18 protein-coding genes are annotated in these 20,220 nt (G+C 68.7%); 10 read left to right on the top strand and 8 right to left on the bottom strand.

The window, feature by feature from the left end; all coding sequences use genetic code 11:
• Window position 1: 1 nt before the first annotated feature.
• The 4 genes from QMG61_RS08910 to QMG61_RS08895 are packed head-to-tail and all read right to left on the bottom strand — an operon-like array spanning window position 2 to window position 4,030.
• The gene (locus tag QMG61_RS08910; protein ID WP_283493989.1) at window positions 2-973 is read right to left on the bottom strand and encodes an AAA family ATPase; all 972 of its coding nucleotides are present in this window, start codon (window positions 971-973) and stop codon (window positions 2-4) included.
• Window positions 970-2,223, bottom strand: a complete 1,254-nt coding sequence (locus QMG61_RS08905; protein WP_283493988.1) for a DUF4350 domain-containing protein — start codon at window positions 2,221-2,223, stop codon at window positions 970-972. Before QMG61_RS08905 ends, QMG61_RS08910 begins: the two co-directional genes overlap by 4 nt.
• The gene (locus tag QMG61_RS08900; RefSeq protein WP_283493987.1) at window positions 2,220-2,900 is read right to left on the bottom strand and encodes a DUF4129 domain-containing protein; all 681 of its coding nucleotides are present in this window, start codon (window positions 2,898-2,900) and stop codon (window positions 2,220-2,222) included. Before QMG61_RS08900 ends, QMG61_RS08905 begins: the two co-directional genes overlap by 4 nt.
• A complete protein-coding gene (locus QMG61_RS08895; RefSeq protein WP_283493986.1) occupies window positions 2,897-4,030 on the bottom strand; it encodes a glycerophosphoryl diester phosphodiesterase membrane domain-containing protein in 1,134 nt (377 codons plus the stop codon). Before QMG61_RS08895 ends, QMG61_RS08900 begins: the two co-directional genes overlap by 4 nt.
• 134 nt (window positions 4,031-4,164) lie before the next feature.
• Here QMG61_RS08895 and mtrA point away from each other — a divergent pair, with 134 nt between their 5' ends.
• The 6 genes from mtrA (at window position 4,165) to secA (ending at window position 12,688) form a co-directional block, all read left to right on the top strand.
• Window positions 4,165-4,845, top strand: a complete 681-nt coding sequence (gene mtrA, locus QMG61_RS08890; protein WP_283493985.1) for an MtrAB system response regulator MtrA — start codon at window positions 4,165-4,167, stop codon at window positions 4,843-4,845.
• A complete protein-coding gene (mtrB, locus tag QMG61_RS08885; RefSeq protein WP_502847023.1) occupies window positions 4,845-6,497 on the top strand; it encodes an MtrAB system histidine kinase MtrB in 1,653 nt (550 codons plus the stop codon). The genes mtrA and mtrB overlap by 1 nt, the downstream gene beginning before the upstream one ends.
• Window positions 6,490-8,172: an LpqB family beta-propeller domain-containing protein gene (locus QMG61_RS08880; protein WP_283493983.1), complete on the top strand. Its 1,683-nt coding sequence runs from the start codon at window positions 6,490-6,492 to the stop codon at window positions 8,170-8,172. Before mtrB ends, QMG61_RS08880 begins: the two co-directional genes overlap by 8 nt.
• Before the next feature lie 101 nt (window positions 8,173-8,273).
• Window positions 8,274-8,969: a ComF family protein gene (locus QMG61_RS08875; RefSeq protein ID WP_283493982.1), complete on the top strand. Its 696-nt coding sequence runs from the start codon at window positions 8,274-8,276 to the stop codon at window positions 8,967-8,969.
• Window positions 8,970-9,070: 101 nt separating this feature from the next.
• Window positions 9,071-9,772 carry a ribosome hibernation-promoting factor, HPF/YfiA family gene (gene hpf, locus QMG61_RS08870; protein ID WP_283493981.1) on the top strand — a complete coding sequence of 234 codons (702 nt, stop codon included), beginning with the start codon at window positions 9,071-9,073 and terminating at the stop codon, window positions 9,770-9,772.
• Window positions 9,773-9,883: 111 nt separating this feature from the next.
• Window positions 9,884-12,688: a preprotein translocase subunit SecA gene (gene secA / locus QMG61_RS08865; RefSeq protein WP_283493980.1), complete on the top strand. Its 2,805-nt coding sequence runs from the start codon at window positions 9,884-9,886 to the stop codon at window positions 12,686-12,688.
• A gap of 26 nt (window positions 12,689-12,714) precedes the next feature.
• Here secA and QMG61_RS08860 read toward each other — a convergent pair whose 3' ends face one another.
• Entirely contained in the window at window positions 12,715-13,149 is a 435-nt protein-coding gene (locus QMG61_RS08860; protein ID WP_283493979.1) for an Rv3235 family protein, read from the bottom strand.
• Between the two features lie 260 nt (window positions 13,150-13,409).
• Here QMG61_RS08860 and QMG61_RS08855 point away from each other — a divergent pair, with 260 nt between their 5' ends.
• Window positions 13,410-14,006, top strand: coding sequence for a hypothetical protein (locus tag QMG61_RS08855; RefSeq protein WP_283493978.1), 597 nt, complete (start codon window positions 13,410-13,412; stop codon window positions 14,004-14,006).
• Between the two features lie 9 nt (window positions 14,007-14,015).
• Here the strand turns inward: QMG61_RS08855 and QMG61_RS08850 are convergent, their stop codons facing one another.
• On the bottom strand, window positions 14,016-14,312 hold the full coding sequence (locus tag QMG61_RS08850) for a helix-turn-helix domain-containing protein (RefSeq protein WP_283493977.1): 297 nt from the start codon (window positions 14,310-14,312) through the stop codon (window positions 14,016-14,018).
• A gap of 133 nt (window positions 14,313-14,445) precedes the next feature.
• Here QMG61_RS08850 and QMG61_RS08845 point away from each other — a divergent pair, with 133 nt between their 5' ends.
• On the top strand, window positions 14,446-15,078 hold the full coding sequence (locus QMG61_RS08845) for a hypothetical protein (protein WP_283493976.1): 633 nt from the start codon (window positions 14,446-14,448) through the stop codon (window positions 15,076-15,078).
• A gap of 2 nt (window positions 15,079-15,080) precedes the next feature.
• Window positions 15,081-16,337, top strand: a complete 1,257-nt coding sequence (locus QMG61_RS08840; protein WP_283493975.1) for a CpaE/TadZ family protein — start codon at window positions 15,081-15,083, stop codon at window positions 16,335-16,337.
• 3 nt (window positions 16,338-16,340) lie between these two features.
• Here the strand turns inward: QMG61_RS08840 and QMG61_RS08835 are convergent, their stop codons facing one another.
• Together QMG61_RS08835 and QMG61_RS08830 are read right to left on the bottom strand one after the other, a co-directional pair.
• On the bottom strand, window positions 16,341-18,053 hold the full coding sequence (locus tag QMG61_RS08835) for a DUF5671 domain-containing protein (RefSeq protein ID WP_283493974.1): 1,713 nt from the start codon (window positions 18,051-18,053) through the stop codon (window positions 16,341-16,343).
• On the bottom strand, window positions 18,053-18,517 hold the full coding sequence (locus QMG61_RS08830; protein WP_283493973.1) for an LpqB family beta-propeller domain-containing protein: 465 nt from the start codon (window positions 18,515-18,517) through the stop codon (window positions 18,053-18,055). The genes QMG61_RS08835 and QMG61_RS08830 overlap by 1 nt, the downstream gene beginning before the upstream one ends.
• 99 nt (window positions 18,518-18,616) lie before the next feature.
• On the opposite strand from QMG61_RS08830, the gene QMG61_RS08825 reads away from it, so the two are divergent.
• On the top strand, window positions 18,617-20,110 hold the full coding sequence (locus QMG61_RS08825) for a sensor histidine kinase (protein ID WP_283493972.1): 1,494 nt from the start codon (window positions 18,617-18,619) through the stop codon (window positions 20,108-20,110).
• Window positions 20,111-20,220 lie beyond the last annotated feature (110 nt).

The following is a 20,220-nucleotide window of genomic DNA, read 5'->3' as shown; positions in this document are numbered from 1 at the left end:
TCTAGATCGGAACCTGGACCTGAGCCATGACCGCACGCAGGATCGCGTCCACGGAGACGCCCTCGAGTTCGGCCTCCGGACGCAGCTGGATCCGGTGCCGCCAGCACGGCAGGACCATCGCCTGGATGTGGTCGGGGGTGATCGAGTCGTAGCCGCTCAACCAGGCCCAGGCCTTTGCCGAGGCCAGCAGCGCCGTGGTGCCTCTGGGGCTCACGCCCAGTTTCACCGACGGACTGCGCCGGGTCGCTCTCGCGAGGTCGACCATATAGGCGAGCACGTCCGGGCTGGACCCGACGGAGGACACGGCCGCCTGCGCCGCGCGCAATTGCTCCGGGCCGAGTACCGCGGTGACCCCGGCGCCGGCCAGGTCGCGCGGGTTGAATCCTTCGGCGTGCCGTCTGAGCACCTCATACTCCGCGTCCCGCTCCGGAACGTCGAGCACGAGCTTGAGCAGGAAACGGTCGAGCTGAGCCTCCGGCAGCGTGTAGGTCCCCTCGTACTCGATCGGGTTCATGGTGGCGGCGACGATGAACGGCTCCGGCAGGGGCAGGGACGCGCCGTCGACGCTGACCTGTCGCTCCTCCATCGCCTCGAGCAGCGAGGACTGGGTCTTCGGCGGCGTGCGGTTGATCTCATCGGCCAGCAGGATGTTGGTGAACACCGGCCCCTGACGGAACTCGAATTCACCGACCTTGGCATCGTAGACGAGGGAGCCGGTGACGTCGCCGGGCATGAGGTCGGGGGTGAACTGCACGCGCTTGGTTTCCAGGCTGAGGGAGTGGCTGAGCGCGCGCACCAGCAGCGTCTTTGCCACGCCCGGCACACCCTCGAGCAGTACGTGGCCCCTGGCCAGCAGGGCAATGATCAAACCTGTCACCGCGGCGTCCTGGCCGACGACGGCCTTGCCGACCTCGGTGCGGACCTGGACGAGCGAATCTCGGAGGGTGTCGACGGCAGCGGTGTGAGTGCTCATGGGTCCATTCTTCCGGGTGGCGGTGACGTTGGCGTTCGCGTGGTGGCCCGCTCGAGATCCTGGATTCGGTCGGACAGGGTGACGAGGTCGCGATCGCTGGTCGGCAGGGCGTCGACGAGCGTCAACCGCACCTCGGCGGGGGCCCGGCCCGCAGCCGCGGCAACGGCCAGGACAACGTCGTCAAGGGTCGCGAGCCTGGACAGGCCCACCTTCGCCGCGAGCCGTTGGATCGCTCCCACCCGCAGGGCATCCAGGGCTCGCAGGCGGGCGCTGCTGCGCGCGTAGAGACGGGCACGCCCCTCCATCGTCTCGCCGGCGCGCACGGTGACGGGCAGGTTCTCCGCGACCAGTGGGCCAAACCGGCGTCCACGCCAGACCATGGCGGCCAAGGACACGAGAACGAGGAGCACCAGCGTCGGGGTGACCCAACCGGGCGTCAGCTCGCCGAGCGACGGCGGCCCGGTGCGGGCCACATCGGCCAGGGTCGGCAGGTACCAGATCAGGTCGCCGCCGGACCCGAGCAGGTTGAGGGCGAGCGCTGCGTTGCCATCGAGGGTGATCGTGTCATTGCGAAACACCGCGGTGTCGGCGACGAGCGTGAGAGTCCGGTCGCCGGCGGTCCGGGACACCAGTGAGAAGGCGGTTGCTCCCGACGGGAAGCATCCGGTCAAACCGTCGGCATCGGCATCGCCGTTCGCCGTGATGGAGAGCGTCTTTCCGCCCGGGGAGACGCGGCCGGCCTTGACCGCGGCCGGGATGTCGCAGCTCGCCGTGCGGGGATCCGTCCCGGCCAGTCCTCCGAAACCGACGCCGGGGGCGAGCGTGAGGATGGCGTCGAAGTCGGGGTCCGCGAGGACCGTCCGGGTTGCCAGGCCGGCCATCGTTTCGAGCTGAGTACGGGTGAGATACCCGTCCGCGTCGAAGGAGAACAGTGTGGAGTCTGTCGATCCGGCCGCCGCGGCCGTCGCCTCGGCGAGGGTATCGGCCACGGTCACGCTCACCCCCTGGCTCCGCAGAACCTCGACGAGGGCCATGGCGCCGGCCGGGGCCGGGTTGTCGGCGGCGAGAGGCGGCCCGCCGACCTGGCCGCCACCGGCCAGGACGGTGGCGATGATGGCGACGATCAGGGCGCCGGCGCCGGCCGCGATCCAGAACGCGGAGCGCCTGAACGCCAGGCGCAGGGTCGGCGTGGAGGACTCGGCGTCCGGCGTCGCCCGAGTGGACGCATCCGCTGCCGGAGCGCCGGTCATGACGCGCCCGGCGGCGTTGGGTCTTCCCGCCGGACGGGGGTTGCCGCACGCAGGTCGCTTTCCAGCGCGGCCAGGGCGAGGAACATCGCCTCGGTCCCGTCCTCCCCGAGGTAGCGAAGTCCGTCGAAGACGTCCGCTGACGTGGCGAGCCTGACGCGCTCACTCGGGAACGCATCGGCGGCTCGATCCGCGAAGGTGTGCGCGGTGGTACCCGGCGTCGGAATCAGGATTGTGCGCTCGAACAGGCCCCGGGCAACCGCCCGGAACATCTCCTCGCCCGCCAGGGTCCAGTCCCGATGTGAGGCGGCGGCCAGGGCGGCCGTTCTGAGGTCGGCCGCCGTGCGGCGGTCGCTCACGCCGAAGAGTTCGTCGGCCAGGGTGCTGCGTCGGTTCAGCCGGGGCAGACCGAAGATGAGGAAGAGCGCAATCAGGACCGCGGCCACAATGATGGTCACGATCAACGGGACCCAGCCGGCCGGGCCGCCCCCGGACGGCGCGACGAGGGAGCCGAACCAGTCGAGGATGGCCTTGGAGAGCCGGTCGAACCAGGTCGGCTGGGCCGACTGGTACCGCGCCTTCGCCAGCTCCTCACGGAGCAGGCTGCGGGCTTCCGGCGCGTCGGGATCGACGGGGATGCCGGCCAGCACCGCCGTTCTGAGCCCCCACCCACCGATCATGCCCCAGGTGTCCGCGGGCCGGCGCTCACCAGGTAGGGGTCGATCCTGCCGCTGCCCGGACCGGACTCGACGAAACGAGCCAGTTCGAGATCCAGGCCCTCCTTGCGCATCCGCAGGTCGATGTAGATCAGGGCGACCGTCGCGGACTGGACAACCGTCGCAACCGCGCCGAGCACGAGGCTGATGAACAACACGAGTACATAGAGGACGATCGAGGGCAGGTACGCGTCGAAGCTGGCGTTGGGGTCGACGAGCGAGGTGGCCACCGTGAACAGGAGGCTCACCGGGGTGACCACGACCTGACTGACGACGTTGATGATCACGGCGACGAGGAGCTGCACGCCGAGGGTTCGCCAGAAGTATCCGCGGGTCAGCGACCACGACCGCAGCACCGACCGGCGGATGCCGAGTCGCTCCAGCACGATCAGGCACGGCACCAGGGACAGTTTCGTTCCGAGCCAGGCGCTGCCGGCGATGAAGAGCAGGACGCCGAGGACGCCGGCGAGGACGCCGAGGTAGACCCACGCCCCGCCGAGCGTCACGAACAGCACGACGACCCCGGCGACGACGCCGAGGCCCACGAGTACCGCGGTGCTGAGCAGGAGGGTCCACAGCACCAGCGGCCAGAGCCGGCGGCCGACCATCCGCCAGAGCAGGACCAGCCGGAGCTTCTCGCCGAGGGTGGCCCTGGCGACCTCCAGGACGATGACGCCCTGAAGCAGGGCGCTGGCCACGAGCGAGAGCGCGATCGGGATCAGGGCGGACAGGGCGATGCTGACCCAGGCCCCGGCCTGCACGGCGTCGCGCTCGGCGAGCGGTGCGCTGTCCACCCGGCTCAGCGCGAAGAACGTCACCGTGCCGACGACCGCGAGGGTAGCCAGGGTGATCACGGCCTGGATGAGCAGGGCGCTTCCGAACGTGGCCTTCGGGTTGCGGCGGAGCACCTGGTACGGCGCCCAGAGCAGCGTTCCGAAGCCGAGCGGGCGCAGGGGGATCAGGCCGGGGCGAGGCGGCGGAGTCCAGCCGGGCTGTTGCCCGCCGGGCGGCGCATTCGGCGGGATCTGCTCGCCGTAGCGCGGCGGATTTCGCCCCTCATCAGTCGGGGACTGCCAGTTCCGCGGGTCCGTCACGAGATCAATGCTGGCACACCTCGGTACCGAACAGGGACGTTCCCGGATCGCGCCGAAGTCTCGACTACTCTTGGACTAAAGATTGCACTACTCACCGGGGGGAATTCCAGGGTGACTGAGCTGAAAACGGACGTATGAACGCACGCATTCTGGTCGTCGACGACGACACCGCGCTGGCAGAGATGATCGGCATCGTCTTGCACGGCGAAGACTTCGAACCATTCTTCTGCGCGGATGGTGCGCTCGCGCTGGATGCGTTCCGGGCGACCAAACCCGACCTCGTGCTGCTCGACCTCATGCTGCCCGGCCTCGACGGCATCGAGGTGTGCAGTCTCATCCGTGCCGAGTCCGGAACGCCCATCATCATGCTCACGGCCAGGACCGACACCACCGACGTCGTCAAGGGCCTCGAGTCGGGGGCGGATGACTACATGGTCAAACCGTTCAACCCCAAGGAACTCGTCGCCCGGATTCGCACCCGCCTCCGCCCGGTCTCGAACGACACCGCGGCGACCCTGCAGATCGGCGACCTGGTCGTTGACGCGGCCGGGCACGAGGTGCGTCGCGGCGATCGCCAGATCAACCTCACCCCGCTCGAGTTCGACCTGCTGCTTGCTCTCGCCTCGAAGCCTCAACAGGTCTTCACCAGGGAGATGCTCCTGGAACAGGTCTGGGGTTATCACTACAAGGCCGACACCCGGCTCGTCAATGTGCATGTTCAGCGTCTGCGCGCGAAGGTGGAGGACGATCCGGACAACCCCCGCATCGTGATGACCGTGCGCGGAGTCGGTTACCGGGCCGGCGCGGCCGGCTAATTCCCGTGGCCGACCAGACCGGGTTTGTTCGCATCGACTGGCGGGATTGGCGGTCCTGGCCGGCCAGGACCGCGCGTCTCTGGCGTTCCTCGCTCCAGTTCCGCACCGTGGCGATCACCGTGGCACTGTCCGGCATCGCCATCGCCCTCGTCGGTGTGTATGTGTCGATCAGCGTGGGAAACGACCTGTTCCAGTCCAGACTGGGCCAGGTCGAGTTGGACTCGAACCGGGCGACGGCCGCGGCCCAGGGCATCCTGGACGCCTCCGATGCCTCCGACCGGGTACAGGTGCAGAGCCTGCTCGGTTCCGCACGCAGTTCCATTTCGGCGGCGTCGTCCAGTCGTCTCGTCGCCGTGTTCCGGGTGCCCGGCCAGGAACCCTCGACGGCCGCGCCCCAGGACTTCTCGACGTTCGGGGAATCGACCTCGGTCATCTCCGACGAGCTCCGCGGATCGGTGCAGAAAGACTCGGGGAAACAGTTCTGGCAGTCGGTGACGCTCTCCACCGACGACGGCGGCGAAACCCCGGGAATCGTCGTCGGATCTCAACTCACCGTGCCGGTCGCCGGCCGTTACGAGCTGTACATCGGCTACAGCCTCGGTGAGGCAGAGGCGACCCTCTTCTTCGTGCAGCGCACGCTCATCGTCGCCGGCCTCCTGCTCGTTCTGCTGATCGGGGCCGTCACCTGGATTGTGGTGCGCTTCGTGGTCACCCCGATCCGGGTCGCCGCGGAGACGAGCGAGCGGCTGGCGTCCGGCGATCTCGGGGTACGCATCCCGGAGAAGGGCACCGACGTCATCGCCACCCTTGCCCGGTCGTTCAACGGGATGGCGGACAGTCTGGAGAGCCAGATCAGGGAGCTGGCCGACCTCTCCGAGGTACAGCAGCGCTTCGTCTCCGACGTCTCGCACGAGCTGCGCACCCCGCTGACCACGATCCGGCTGGCCGGGGACCTGCTCTACGACCAGCGCGCCACATTCCGTCCCGCCACCGGGCGCACCGCCGAGCTGCTGCACGCTCAGGTCGAACGCTTCGAGCTGCTCCTCGAGGACCTGCTCGAGATCAGCAAGTACGACGCCGGGTCGGTGGAGTTGGAGACGGAACCGACGAACCTCGTGCACCTGGCCGAGGATGCGATCGACGGGCTCCGCAGCCTCGGTGAGTCGAAGGGCACGCAGCTCACCCTCGTGGCGCCCGGCGGTCACCTGGACGCCGAAGTCGACCCGCGTCGCATCCGCCGGATCATGCACAACCTGATCGGCAACGCCATCGAACACGGGGAAGGCAAACCCATTATCGTCTCCGTCGACAGCAGCGAGACCGCCGTCGCCCTGTCCGTCAGGGATTACGGACTGGGAATGAGCCAGACCGACCTCGCCCATGTCTTCGACCGGTTCTGGCGGGCCGATCCCTCCCGCAAACGCACCATCGGCGGCACCGGTCTGGGCCTCTCGATCGCGCTCGAGGATGCCTCGGTGCACGGCGGCTGGTTGCAGGTCTGGTCGAGCCCCGGCAAGGGATCCTGCTTCCGGTTGACCCTGCCGCGCACCGCGCGGGGAACCTTCACGTCCTCGCCGAGCCCGCTGCCGCCCGACGATGCCGGAATCGCCCCGGCCACCGCCGACATCGTGACCGGAGGTCACCATGCGTAGCCGCATCCGGACCCTGGCCGGCCTGCTCGCGCTGGCACTGTTGCTGGCCGGGTGCTCGGGCATCCCCAGGGACGGCGGCGTCAGGGCCGGCCAGGCGGTGCAGCCTGGCGACACCCCCGCTCCGGTGTTCCTGCCGTCCAGACCGCAGAAGGACGCCAGCCAGGAGGGCATCCTTCGCGGCTTCATTGACGCGGCCACCAGCCCGGAGAACGACTACGAGATCGCCCGCGAGTTCCTGGCCCCGAGTTACAGCGGCGCCTGGAGTCCGGAGTCCGGTGTGACCGTCGACGACGGCGTTGGCCGGAGCGTCGTCGTCGCCGACGAGCGCACGATGGTGTTCACGGTCACCCCCGTGGCGGAAGTGGACGAGATCGGCGAGTACCAGGAGGTCGAATCCTCGGCCCCCGTTCCGTTGCGCTATCAGTTCGTTCAGGTCGGCGGCCAATGGCGCATCAGCGCGGCCCCGAACGGCACGGTGATCGACCAGAACACGTTCCGGGACGTGTTCACCGCCCAGGCGCTCTACTTTTTCGACCCCGATTTCAGCTTCCTGGTGCCCGACCTCCGCTGGTTCCCGCGCGGCGCGGCCACGCTGACCAAGATCGTCAACGGCATGCTCGCCGGGCCAAGCCCCTGGCTGGCCGGCTCGGTGGTGACCGCGTTCCCGGCCGGGACGAAACTCACCGCCGATGCGGTTCAGGTCATCGCCAGGGACGCCAAGGTCGATCTGAACAGCGAAGCCCTCAACGCCGACCGGGTCACCCTGCAGCGGATGCGGGTCCAGCTGAGAAACAGCCTCCCCACCGGGTTGTCCGTGACCATCACGATCAACCAGAACTCCCAGGACATCGGCGACCTGGGTGGGAACGCGCCAACGGTCAACCCCCGGGTGGACGCCCGGGCGCTCGTGCTCCGCGACAGCGAGTTCGGCTTCCTGGCGGCGACGGGGAAGAACACCACGCCCATCCCCGGGCTCTCCGATCAGATCGTGGCCCTCAGCCCCAGTGCCGTGACGCTCTCGCCGGGGCAGACGGTCGCGGCCGCGCTGACCGGGTCCGGCGTCTACGGCGTGCGGGTGGGCGAGGATCCGAAGCTGCTCGACCCGCGGCAGGGTTTGATCGCACCCGCGGTCGACAACCACGGTTACGTCTGGTCTGTGCCGGCGGCCCGACCGGGGGAGCTGTTCGTCTACAGTCCCTCCGGCGACGCGACCGCGGTGCCGGCGCCATGGCCGGAAGCCTCCTCGATCGCGTCCCTTCGGGTCTCTCGCGACGGCACCCGGCTGATCGCGCTGCTTCGGGCGGGCACCGACACCCGTTTCGTGGTCGTATCGATCAAGCGGGAGAAGAACGTGCCGGTGGCTCTCGGCGACGAGGTCCAGCTGGCCTCCGAGGTCGGCGAGCCGATCGACGCCACCTGGATCGATGAGCTCACCGTGGCCTACCTGACCGTGATCCCCGGGGGCGAAGAGCGGATCGTCGCCCAGCAAATCGGCGGCGTCAGCTCGATCCTCGAGTCCGCACCGGATTCGGTCGCCATTGTCGGCAGCAACAGCCTGCGTGACCTCCGGGCCCTCACGGCGTCCGGGGCGCTCCTGGTTCAGCGTGGACTGGGCTGGCAGCAGCGCATCGACGGGGTCACGCTGCTGGCCACCCAGCAGGGCATCGGCGGCTAGATCGGCGGCCAGCCATCCCCTCCCCGGCGCTCCGCCGCGCGGCTCTGCACCGGATTGGGCGAGCAGAGCCCGCCCGCGGGCGCACGGGGAACGATGGGCCGATGAGGCTGTCGCGAGGGATCGGAGAGGCCCTGCTCGACGCGTGGGCGGTCGTGATGCCGACCGACTGCAGCGGCTGCGGCAGGCCGGACCGGTCGCTCTGCCCCGCCTGCCGCACGGCGCTGCGTCCCGCCGTGCACTGCGCCGACCGCCGGGGTGTCCCGGTGTGGTCGGCGCTGGACTATTCCGGTGCGGTCCGGCAGGTGATCGCCGCCTACAAGGACGGCGGCCGCACGGATGCCGCCGGCGCGCTTGCCGCGTCCCTCCGGTGCGCCGTCGTCGCCGCGCTCGCCGCGGCGCCGACCTCCGACGAAGACGGCCGGTCGGGTATCCATCTGGTCACCGTGCCGTCAACCAGGCGGGCCTGGCGACAGCGTGGCTTCCACCCTGTCGAGCTGCTCCTTCTCCGGGGCGGGCTGAAGCCGACGCGGGTGCTGCGTGCCGTGCGCGAGACCACCGACCAGGTTGGCCTCGACAGCGGGGAACGCGGCTCGAACAAACGAGGGTCCCTGGCAGCAGTCCGGGCCCTGGACGGATTCCGTGCTCTGGTCGTCGACGACATTCTCACCACCGGTGCGACGGTGCTCGAGGCCCGCCGCGCCGTGCTCGAAGCCGGCGGCGAGGTGGTCGGAGTGGCCACTCTCGCGGAAACACGGCGTCGTCATGCCGTCGCCTCCCGTTCAACGGAAACTCGTTGACAAAAGCCATGACTTATCCACCGGGGAGCACTACGGTGGGAGCTAAAGGCGCGTACTAATCGCCCAGATAAAAGGGCGGTTCGCCAGATCTGGAGGTCGTCATGGAAACAAACATCGTTGGACGAAACCTAGGGATCACTGATCGTTTCCGGGAATATGCGACGGAGAAGGCCGAGAAGGTTGCCGGTCTCGCCGACAAGGCCCTCGCCCTGGAAATCAAGCTCAGCCGCCACCGTGAAAAGAACGGGGCGACGGGCAACGACCGCGTCGAACTGACGCTGATCGGCAAGGGCCCCGTCGTGCGGGCCGAGGCCGACGGCTCGGACAAGTACGCGGCGTTCGATGTGGCGCTCGGCCGTCTGCTCGAGCGCGTGCGCCGGGCCAAGGACCGTCAGAAGCTGCACCGTGGCGGCGCTCACCGGCCGATCTCACTCCACGACGCCGCGTCGGTGGACTTCAGCGTCGTCGACATCACGCCGGCCGACGCGGAGACCCTCGACCGGGTGCGCACGGGAGCGATCCCGGTCGTGACCGAGGAAACGACGGCCGAGGCGCCGGAAGAGGTCTACTCCCCGGTCGTCATCCGCCGCAAGGTCTTCGCAGCGGCCCCGATGACGGTGGACGACGCCCTCTACTTCATGGAGTTGGTCGGTCACGACTTCTACCTGTTCCAGGACGCGGAGACCAAGCGTCCCAGTGTGGTCTACCGGCGCAAGGGCTGGGACTACGGTGTGATCGAACTGGACGAGAACAGCGACGAACTCACGGAGGCAGTGCCGTCGGCCACCAAGCGCAGCAACTGACCAACTAGCATTGTTATAGTTGCCGCTGTGTCGGCGCGCTGCGCCGGGATACATGCGTCCGGCCGGACGACAGGCGTGAATCTGCGCCATGACGACTAATGGAGTGCATTCGTGGCCTCAATTCTGGAAAAGGTTCTTCGTGTTGGTGAGGGGCGCGTTCTGCGTCGACTCGAGCAGTATGCGAAGGCCATCAATGCGCTGGAAGAGGACTTCAGTCACCTCACCGATGAGGAACTGAAGAACGAGACCGTGCTGCTGCGCGAGCGTTACTCGGGCGGCGAGTCGCTGGACGACTTGCTGCCCGAGGCGTTCGCCGCGGTGCGCGAGGCATCCACCCGGACCCTCGGCCTCCGTCACTTCGACGTGCAGCTCATGGGTGGCGCCGCCCTTCACCTGGGAAACATCGCGGAGATGAAGACCGGTGAGGGCAAGACTCTCGTCGCGACCACCGCCGCGTACCTCAACGCGATCACCAGCCGCGGCGTGCACATCATCACCGTGAACGACTACCTCGCGAGCTACCAGAGCGAGCTGATGGGCCGGGTGTTCCGCGCCCTGGGCATGACCACCGGCTGCATTCTGTCCGGCCAGACCCCCGAACAACGCCACGAGATGTACATGGCCGACATCACCTACGGCACGAACAACGAATTCGGCTTCGACTACCTGCGCGACAACATGGCCTGGCAGGCCTCCGACATGGTGCAGCGCGGTCACTACTTCGCGATCGTCGACGAGGTCGACTCGATCCTGATCGACGAGGCCAGGACCCCCCTGATCATCTCCGGGCCCGCATCCGGTGAGGCCAACCGGTGGTTCACCGAGTTCGCAAGCCTCACCAAGCGACTCATTCCCGACGTGGACTTCGAGGTCGACGAGAAGAAGCGCACCGTCGGTGTCCTGGAACCCGGCATCGAAAAGGTCGAGGACTACCTCGGCATCGACAACCTCTATGAGTCGGCGAACACCCCGCTGATCTCCTTCCTGAACAACGCCATCAAGGCCAACGCCCTGTTCAAAAAGGACAAGGACTACGTCGTCATGAACGGCGAGGTGCTGATCGTCGACGAGCACACCGGTCGCATCCTGATGGGCCGTCGATACAACGAGGGGATCCACCAGGCCATCGAGGCCAAGGAGGGTGTTGCGGTCAAGGCCGAGAACCAGACCCTCGCCACGGTTACCCTGCAGAACTACTTCCGGCTCTACTCCAGGCTGTCCGGCATGACCGGAACGGCCGAGACCGAAGCCGCCGAGTTCATGAGCACGTACAAGCTCGGTGTCGTCTCCATCCCCACCAACAAGCCGATGCGACGCCTGGACCAGTCAGACCTGGTCTATAAGAACGAAGAGGCCAAGTTCGGCCAGGTCGTCGAGGACATTGTGGCCCGGCACGAGAAGGGCCAGCCCGTCCTGGTCGGGACCACCAGCGTTGAGAAGAGCGAATACCTGTCGCGCCTGCTCGCCAAGAAGGGTGTGCGCCACGAGGTCCTGAACGCCAAGAACCACGCCCGTGAGGCCGCGATCGTGGCCCAGGCGGGTCGGCTCGCATCCGTCACGGTTGCGACCAATATGGCCGGCCGTGGCACGGACGTGATGCTCGGCGGCAACGCCGAGTTCCTCGCCGTCGCCCAGATGAACGCAAAGGGACTGAGCCCGGTCGAAACCCCCGACGACTATGAGGAGGCCTGGGACGATGTGTTCGCCGCCGTCAAGGCCGAGGTCGCCGAAGAGGCGGAGAAGGTCATCGCCGCCGGCGGTCTCTACGTGCTCGGCACGGAACGGCACGAGTCGCGCCGGATCGACAACCAGCTCCGCGGCCGCAGTGGACGTCAGGGTGACCCCGGAGAGAGCCGGTTCTACCTCTCACTCACCGACGACCTGATGCGCCTGTTCAATGCCGGCGCCGCCGAGAGCCTGATGGGCCGGCAGGGCGTGCCGGACGACATGGCCATCGAGTCCAAGGTCGTCAGCCGTGCCATCCGCAGCGCCCAGGCGCAGGTGGAGGGCCGCAACGCGGAAATCCGCAAGAACGTGCTCAAATACGACGACGTGCTCAACCGCCAGCGCGAAGCGATCTACGGCGACCGCCGCCACATCCTCGAGGGCGACGACCTGCACGAGCGAACCCAGCGGTTCCTCGAGGACGTCATCGACGAGGTCCTCGACGTGCACACCGGCGAGGGAAACGGCGACGACTGGGACTTCGACGCCCTGTGGACCGAACTGAGGACGCTCTACCCGGTGGGCCTCACCATCGACGAGGTCGTCGCCGAGGCCGGCAACAAGGGCAAGATCAACCGCGACTTCATGCGCCGCGAGATCATCTCGGATGCCAAGGTCGCCTACCAGGGCAGGGAGGAATCGCTCGGTTCCCCCGCCATGCGCGAGCTCGAGCGCCGGGTCGTGCTTTCGGTGATCGACCGTCGCTGGCGTGAACACCTCTATGAAATGGACTACCTGAAGGACGGCATCGGCCTGCGCGCCATGGCCCAGCGTGATCCGCTGGTCGAGTACCAGCGCGAGGGTTTCGCCATGTTCCAGCAGATGATGGGACAGATCCGCGAGGAGACCGTCGGCTTCCTGTTCAACCTCGAGGTCGAGGTCACCCAGACGCCCGGCGCCGTGGCCGGTCCGGTCGTGGCGGCCAAGGGTCTCGCCCCCACTGCGGGGGATGAGAAGCTGAGCTATACCGCACCGAGCGACTCCGGTGGAGTCGAAGTGCGAAACCAGCGCGGTCAGATCCAGCAGGCGGCCACGGACCGGGCACGCAAGGCGGCGGCGGATGACGGCGCCCCAGAGGGTGGGCCGGCAGCGGCCGGGGCGCCCTCCACCCAGCGGGGGGCGTTCGGCCAACGCGACAACGGCCCGGCCCCGGTCAACCGTGCAGAGCGACGCGCCCAGGGCAAGAAGTAGAGCGCCGGGATCAACCGCCGGGATTATCAGAGGACGTTGATCGCGCTCGCCCGCCAACGATGGTCCATGCCCTCCAGGCGGAGCGCGACGGCGCGCACCCGAACGCGGCTGTGCACGATCACCACGGCCTCGATCACGCCGTCGCGTGGCTCGGTGATGGTGACGCGGCCGATGCTGATGGCCGGTCGCTGAGCCTGCAGGCCCTTGATGGCCCGCGCCCGGGATGACAACACCACGCGCTTGAGCAGGTGACGGTAGACGTCGTCGCTGACCCAGCGTGCCAGCTGGTCCAGCTCGCGTGCCCCCGCCAGCACCTCGATCACGCACCGGGTGAGATTGACCAGCAGCGGCTCGGGATCGGGAAGCTGCTCGCGGGAAGCCGGCTGGTGGCCGAAGAAGTCCTCGTCGAGGAACCGGTCCAGGCGGGCGTGTTGTGCCGGGTCGGCAGCGGGATGGGTCATGACTCCTCCGAGGCGCGTGAGCCCGGTGCCCTGGCGCCTACCGCCGGGACTTCCGGGTGGTTCTGGCATTGGGATGGTGCGGGAGTGCGGCTGGTGCTGCGGTGCGCGTGGACCTGGAATTCGTGCGGATCACGGGACCCCCCATGCGGGGGTGGTACCCCTGGCGGACACTCAATCATTCCTGCGCGCCGGTGTCCAGCATTTATCGCCCCTGTGGATAACCCGAGGCCCCGGTCGGCCGCTCAGGCTAGCTTCGGGGTGTGCGCTGGGACAACCTGTTCGACGACCTCGAGGGACAGCTCGAACACGAGCTGAACGCCGACGAGGTCGACTTGCGTGCCGAGGAGGAACGGCTGCGTCTGGCTCGGCTCTCCCTGCGGGACCGACTGACCAGCCTGGCCGGCGGGTATGGCACGCGTGCCGGCATCCTCCGGGTGGCCCTCACCTCGGGGGAGGTCATCACCCTGCGACCGACCACCTTCGGCCGGGATTGGCTGGCCGCCGACCTGCTCGACGCCTCCACCCTCGGCGTGCAGTGTGTGCTCCCGCTCGCCGCGGTATCGGGGGTGATCGTGGCCGCCGACGATGTGGCCGCGTCGCTGGCGGCCGAACCCGGCCGGACGGCCCGGCTGGTGGACCGGATCGGCCTGTCGTTCGTGCTCCGCGACCTGTGCCGGCGACGCGCGAGCGTTGAGGTGCGCACCCGTGCTGGAGTCCTGACCGGAACGATCGACCGGGTTGGGCGGGACCATTTCGACCTGGCGGTGCACGCGGCGGGAACGGTGCGCAGGGCCGCGGAGGTGCGTCACGCTCGGATCGTGCCGCTGGCCGAGATTCAGCTCGTGCTGCTTTTCTAGCGGGTGCTTCTAGCTTGGTGAGTCTTCCGGTCGGATGATGCGGCCGCCGGAGAGCTCGGGAATGTTACCGAAGTCGGACTGCTGCCAGAGCGCCATGCGTCTGGACTCCTCGTACTTGGCCTCGATGAACGACTCGAGCACGACGCGCTCGACCCGCCACGCCCCCGCCGTGCCCAGCCGGATCGCGGGCAACTCGCCGGTGCGCACGAGGTCGAACACCTCGGCTGCGGAGAGCGACAGGATCTCCGCGGTGTCGGCGAGGGTGAGGAAACGGCCGACGTCACTGGACGGAACGGAATCGTTCATGTTCCGATTATCCGCTGTCGACCGCGAGGGAGTGCGAACGCCGCGGTCCTGTGGATAACTTGCCCACGACCGGGCGGCGTGGGCGACGATGGATATCGACGAGACAGGATCTCGAGAACGGAGGCGGACGGGCGTGAGTAAACCCACGAGCAGGACCCGGCCGAGATTCTGGTTCGATCCTCGGTTCGCGATCGGGCTGGTCCTCGTCTTCGCGTCCGTCAGCGGGGTCTATGCGGTCGTCGCCGGAAGCGACCGCACAATGATGGTCTACGCCGCCCGGTCCACCCTCGCCGTCGGTGACCGCATCGAGGCAGCCGACCTCGCCGTGACGCACGTGCGCCTCGACGGCGCCGACGACCTGTACCTCACTCCCGTGCGGTTGCCGGGGGACGGCGTCGTCGTCACCCGAACGATCGCGGCCGGCGAGCTCGTGCCCGCGTCGGCGGTCGGCCGCAGATCGGGGGAGATGCGGACCAGCGTCGTCGTCGAGCTCACCAGCCCCCTCGCCGCCGCCCTCGGGCCGGGGTCCGTGGTCGACGTCTGGTCGGCGCGCCAAAGCGACCACGCACGATTCGACCCGCCCGTGGTGCTCGTCGGACAGGCCGCCGTGGTGCGAATCGTCGAACCGACGGGTCTGGTCGCGGCCAACGGTCGGCGGTCCGTGGAAGTCCTTGTGCCCAAGGCCAGGGTCGCGGCCGTGCTCGAGGCGATCGCGAACGGAGACGCCGTCGCGGTCGTCCCGGTCAACGAGCCGCTCGGGAAGTGACCGTGGCCACCCTCGCGCTGGCGCTGCCGCGCCGCACCGAAGACAGGCTGCTGGCCGACATCGTTGAGAACGGGCACGCCGTCGTTGCCCGTCCGAGCACCGTGGACGACATTCTCGACCTGCTCGGTGAGGCCACTCCGGACGTCGTGATCGTGGGGGCGGCCCGCAGCACCCTGAGCGCCGAGCTGATCGCGGCGTGCGATGGCGGCGGCATCCGGTTGATCGCGCTCGCGGCCACGGATGCGGACCGGCGGCACGCGGCGGCGCTGGGCCTGCACGAGGTGCTCGATGCCTCGGCCGGGTGGCCCGAGATCGAGCGGCTGATCAGCGGCGGCGTCGTCATCCCGTTGCGGATCGGTGACCGCGCGGCGGCGGCCGGTCCTGCCCGGGCCGGCTCGGTGATCGCCGTCTGGGGCCCGGCCGGGGCGCCTGGCCGCACCACCCTGGCAATCAACATTGCGGCGGAGATCGCCGCGGCGGGGCACACCGTCGTGCTCGCCGATATCGACACCTACAGCGGTTCGGTCGCCCCCAGCCTCGGGATGCTCGACGAGGCGCCCGGCTTCGCAGCGGCGTGCCGGCTGGCCGGGTCGGACAGCCTCACCCGGACCGAACTCGAGCGCGTCGCGCAACGGTACGACTCGCCGTCAGGGGCGTTCTGGGTTCTCACCGGCATCGGCCGGCCGTCCCGCTGGCCTGAGCTCTCGAGCGAGCGCGTCACCCGCACCATCGACGCACTGCGACGCTGGGTCGACTACGTCGTGCTCGACACGGGCTTCAGCCTGGAAAGCGACGAGGAGATCTCCAGCGACCTGTTCGCGCCGCGGCGGAACGCGGCCACCCTCACCGGGCTCAGGGAATGCGACCACGTCGTCGCCTGCGGTCTCGCCGATCCGGTCGGGATGGCCCGGTTCCTGCGGGCCTGGGTCGACCTCGCCGACGTGATCACGACCGACCGGGTGAGCGTCGTGATGAACCGGGTGCGTTCCAGCGCCGTCGGCCTGGACCCGCGCGGGCAGGTGATCCAGGCGCTGCGGCGCTTCGGCGGCATCGAAACGGCGGTCCTGGTGCCGCAGGACCAGCAGGGAGCGGATGCGGCGATCCTGACCGGGCGTAGCCTGCGCGATGCCGCGCCGAAGTCACCGGCGCGGGCACGCATCCGCCGGTTCGTGCGGGCTGAGCTGCTGCCCGTGCCCGACCAGGCGCCCTCCAGACGTAGGGCACGGGCCTGGTGGCGGCGGGCCGTGACCGCGGGCTGACGCTCAGTCCCGCAGCCGGATCACGTCGATCCGGGCACCCGGTCCGGTCACGACGAGCACGCGATTGCCGGATACGCCGCGGAGCGCTTCGACCAGCTGCTCGGCCGATGGGCCCTCTCCGCTGTCGGCGGCGTCATCGACGGCCGACCGTTGCCAGACCGTGACGCCGGCCCCGGTGGCGTCATCAATGGCCCTGGCCAGCGGCTCCGGGTGCGAGCCGGTGACGAGGATCACCCGTCCGATGGTGCGTTCCCTCCCCGGCGCCGCGGCGATCATGGACCGATCGCGGTTCCAGACGGCGAAGTGATAACCGGCGGCGAGGCCGGTCGCCACCAGCAGGCCAAGGGGGGCACGGACCCGATCGATCAGGCTCTGGCCCGTTCCCGTGCCGAGCGCGAACTCGAAGATACGGTAGCCGATCACCAGCAGGGTGATGATGGCCACCACGGCGCTCAGGCCGAAGACCAGGATCAGGTAGACCCTCCGCCCGGTGGCCCCGATCTGGGCGGCGTCGACGGCCTTGGCGGGTTTCCAGGCCACCCACCAGACGGGGCCTCCCACGACGAGAGCGCTGATCCCGCCGAGCAGGAGGGAGCGGGTGTCCGACCCCGCGAGCGTGACGGTGACGGCGGCGAGGATCGAATTCACGACCACGCCGAGGCCGGATGCCGCGCACACGAGGCCGATGCCGCTGGTCACGACGCCGACCGCGAACCCGGTCTGGTCCGCCCGAGCGGGGACCTGGCCCCGGTGGTACTGCCAGACGAGAGCGCCGACGGCCGCCGCGGCCAGCGCGGATCCGAGCGGGTCGAGGATCCGGGCGGTCGGGAGAGATCGGTCGAAGGTCAGCTCCAGCAGGGTGAACAGCGCGATCCCTGCCCCGGTGAGGGTCAGGATCGTCCCTCCGGCCACGCCGACGACAACCAGTGCCACGTCGGCGAGGCCGCCGCGCAGGGTACGGGCGCCGTCCACGACCCAATGCCACCACCAGATCGCGGCGCCGCCGACGCACCAGATGATCGCCTGGAGCGTGAGGTGCCACCACGGGTCACCGACGAAGACGCTCGGTGAGAAACCATCGATGGCGGCGTCGGCCAGGGAACCGAGCGCCGTGACGAGACCGCCGGCCCCGATGGCGAGGCCGAAGACGGAGCCGAGCACGGGTGCTCCGGTGACCAGCCGGCGGGGACTCCTTGCCTCGTCCCGGGACATCCAGCGGTGCCAGGCCCACACTCCGGCCCAGACCACCCCGGTTGCGAGGTTCTGGGGCTGCCAGTCGCCGCGGACCAGGGCGGCCGCGCAGGTCAGCAGTGTTGTGGATGCGGTGATCAGGGCGACCGTGGACAGGCCGGCCAGGTAGAGACCCCAGGCGACGGAGGACCGCTCGTCCTGTCCCGCCATTCTGCGCCAGAGTAGCCACCAGAGCACCGCGGCGAACGGTCCGGCAATGAGCGTGAACGCGAGCGAACGGGCCAGCCCGGTGATGTCGTTGGAGGCCAGTGCGTTACCCGCGTCGAGGAGTCGGCCGAGCAGGCCGCTCAGCCCAATCGCGGCGATGACGACCAGGGCGAAGAGGAGGATGAATACGATGGTCCGGCGCACGGACGGCTGGGCCGTGCTGTCCCTCGGGCCGGACGACCGGCGCGCGGCGATCACGATTCCCGCTACGCCGCCGCCGATGACGAGGAGCGCGGCGAGCAGCACCAGGCTGACCATTACGACGTCGCCTTCGGGTTCGGGCAGATCGTGAGTTGCCAGGGTGTGCGGTCGATGAGCCACCGTCCGTTCGTTTTGATCAGGTCGAAGTTGTCTTCGCTCTCGTATTCGCTGGCCCCGAATGGCCCGTTGTCGGTCGCGGTGACGATGGAGACTCTCACGTCGGCCGACTTCTCCCGCACGGTGCTCGATACCAGGGTGAGTCGCACGTTGTCGAGCGGGCCGGGGTCGACCCGGTCGCAGTTGTCGAGCCTCCCCTTGGAGAGGTAGTCGGCGGCGGTTTGCTCATCGCCCGCGAGGACGGCCTGGGCGTAGAGCTGCACAACGCCCTCCGGAGTGTCCGCGTCCAGCGGCGCCGGCTCCCCGCGGGTGAACACGACGGCCAGGGCTACGATGACGAGGGCGGCGATGACGCCGAGGATGACAATCAGGGACCGATCAGGCTTTCCCGGTGTTGCGCTCATCTCCACAGCATGGCCCATCCTCCCTTTCGACACCATCGATTGGGTGCAGTCGCCTTCTCGATGACCGCGGCATGCAGCGGGGGACCTAGGCTATTGACCGTGTCAACGCTCAGTGATCTCGTACTTGCCCAGGGCCGCAGTAGCGCCGAAGATGTGGACTGGCTCCACATGCTCGTCGCGGACGCCCAGCTCCTCGCCGACCTGGCTTTCGCCGACATCGTCGTGTGGGTGCCCAGCACCTCCGGGAGTTTCGTCGCGGTCGCTCACGCTCGACCGTCGAGCGCCGCCACGCTGTTCTACCGGGACTTCGTGGGCCAGGGGATCAAGGTGGAGTGGCGCCAGCAGGTGACGGAGGCCTTCGACACCGCGAGGATCGTCGACACGACCGCCCCGGACTGGTACGAGGAAACCCCGACCCGGGTGCGCGCCATCCCCGTGATGCGACGGCTCAGCTCGACCGGGTCGAAGATCGCGGCCGCCCCGGTTGCCGTGCTCACTCGGCACACCAACCTGAGCGAGGCGCGCACGCCCAGCCGTCAGGAACTCACCTTCAACGACTGTGCCAACGATTTGTTCGCCATGATCGCGTCGGGCGACTTTCCGGACCTGGGCGCCCCGACCGGCCCCCGGCGGGGAGCGCCCCGGGCCTCGGACGGGTTGATCCGGCTCGACGTGGACGGAGTGACCACCTTCGCCAGCCCGAACGCCCTGTCGGCGTTCAACCGGATGGGTTTCATCGACGAGCTCGAGGGCGAGTCACTCGCCGAGGTGACCACGAGCCTGCTCACGGGGACGATGGTCGTCGACGAGTCCCTGCCGCTGGTCGTGACCGGCCGGGCGCCGTGGCGGACCGACATTGAGGCACGGGGGGTGACCGTGTCGCTGCGGGCCATCCCCATTCGCAACCGCGGTGAACGGATCGGCGCGATCGTGCTGTGCCGGGACGTCACCGAGCTCAGGCACCAGGAACGTGAGTTGATCACCAAGGATGCCACCATCCGGGAGATCCACCACCGGGTGAAGAACAACCTTCAGACGGTGGCGTCGCTGCTGCGCATCCAGGCCCGCCGAACGCACTCCGAAACGGCGAGGGAAGCGCTCAACCAGGCCATGCGCCGGGTCGCGGCCATCGCCGTGGTTCACGACACGCTGTCGGAGGGCCTCAACCAGCAGGTCGACTTCGACGTCGTGTTCGACCGGGTGCTGCTCCTGATCGCGGAGGTTGCCTCCGCGCACAACACGACGGCGCATCCGAAGTCATCCGGGAGTTTCGGGATTCTTCCCAGCGCTTTTGCCACCCCGCTCGCGCTCGCGCTCACCGAACTCGTCACGAACGCGGTCGAGCACGGGCTGGCCGGGCGTGAGGGCGAAGTGGCGATTGAGGCCGAGCGCAACGAGGAGACGCTCACGGTGCGGGTGCGAGACAATGGCTCCGGCCTGCCTGAGGGCAAGGTCGGTTCCGGTCTGGGCACTCAGATCGTGCGCACGCTGATCCAGGGTGAGCTGAGCGGCAGCATCGACTGGCACACCATGATGGGCAGCGGCACAGAGGTCACGATCGAGATCCCCCTGCGCTACATGCGTGAGTCCTGACAACGACGCTGCGCGTCGTTGTCAGGACTCACGAAAGGCGGCAGCCCAATGGCCGGTGTCCCTGGAACCGGGCGCCCAGTCATGGATACGCTGCGCGTCGTTGTCAGGAC

It is taken from the genome of Cryobacterium sp. PH31-AA6, assembly GCF_030063195.1.
In the GTDB taxonomy this organism is placed as follows: domain Bacteria; phylum Actinomycetota; class Actinomycetes; order Actinomycetales; family Microbacteriaceae; genus Cryobacterium.
This window is presented reverse-complemented; position numbering and strand designations above follow the sequence as displayed.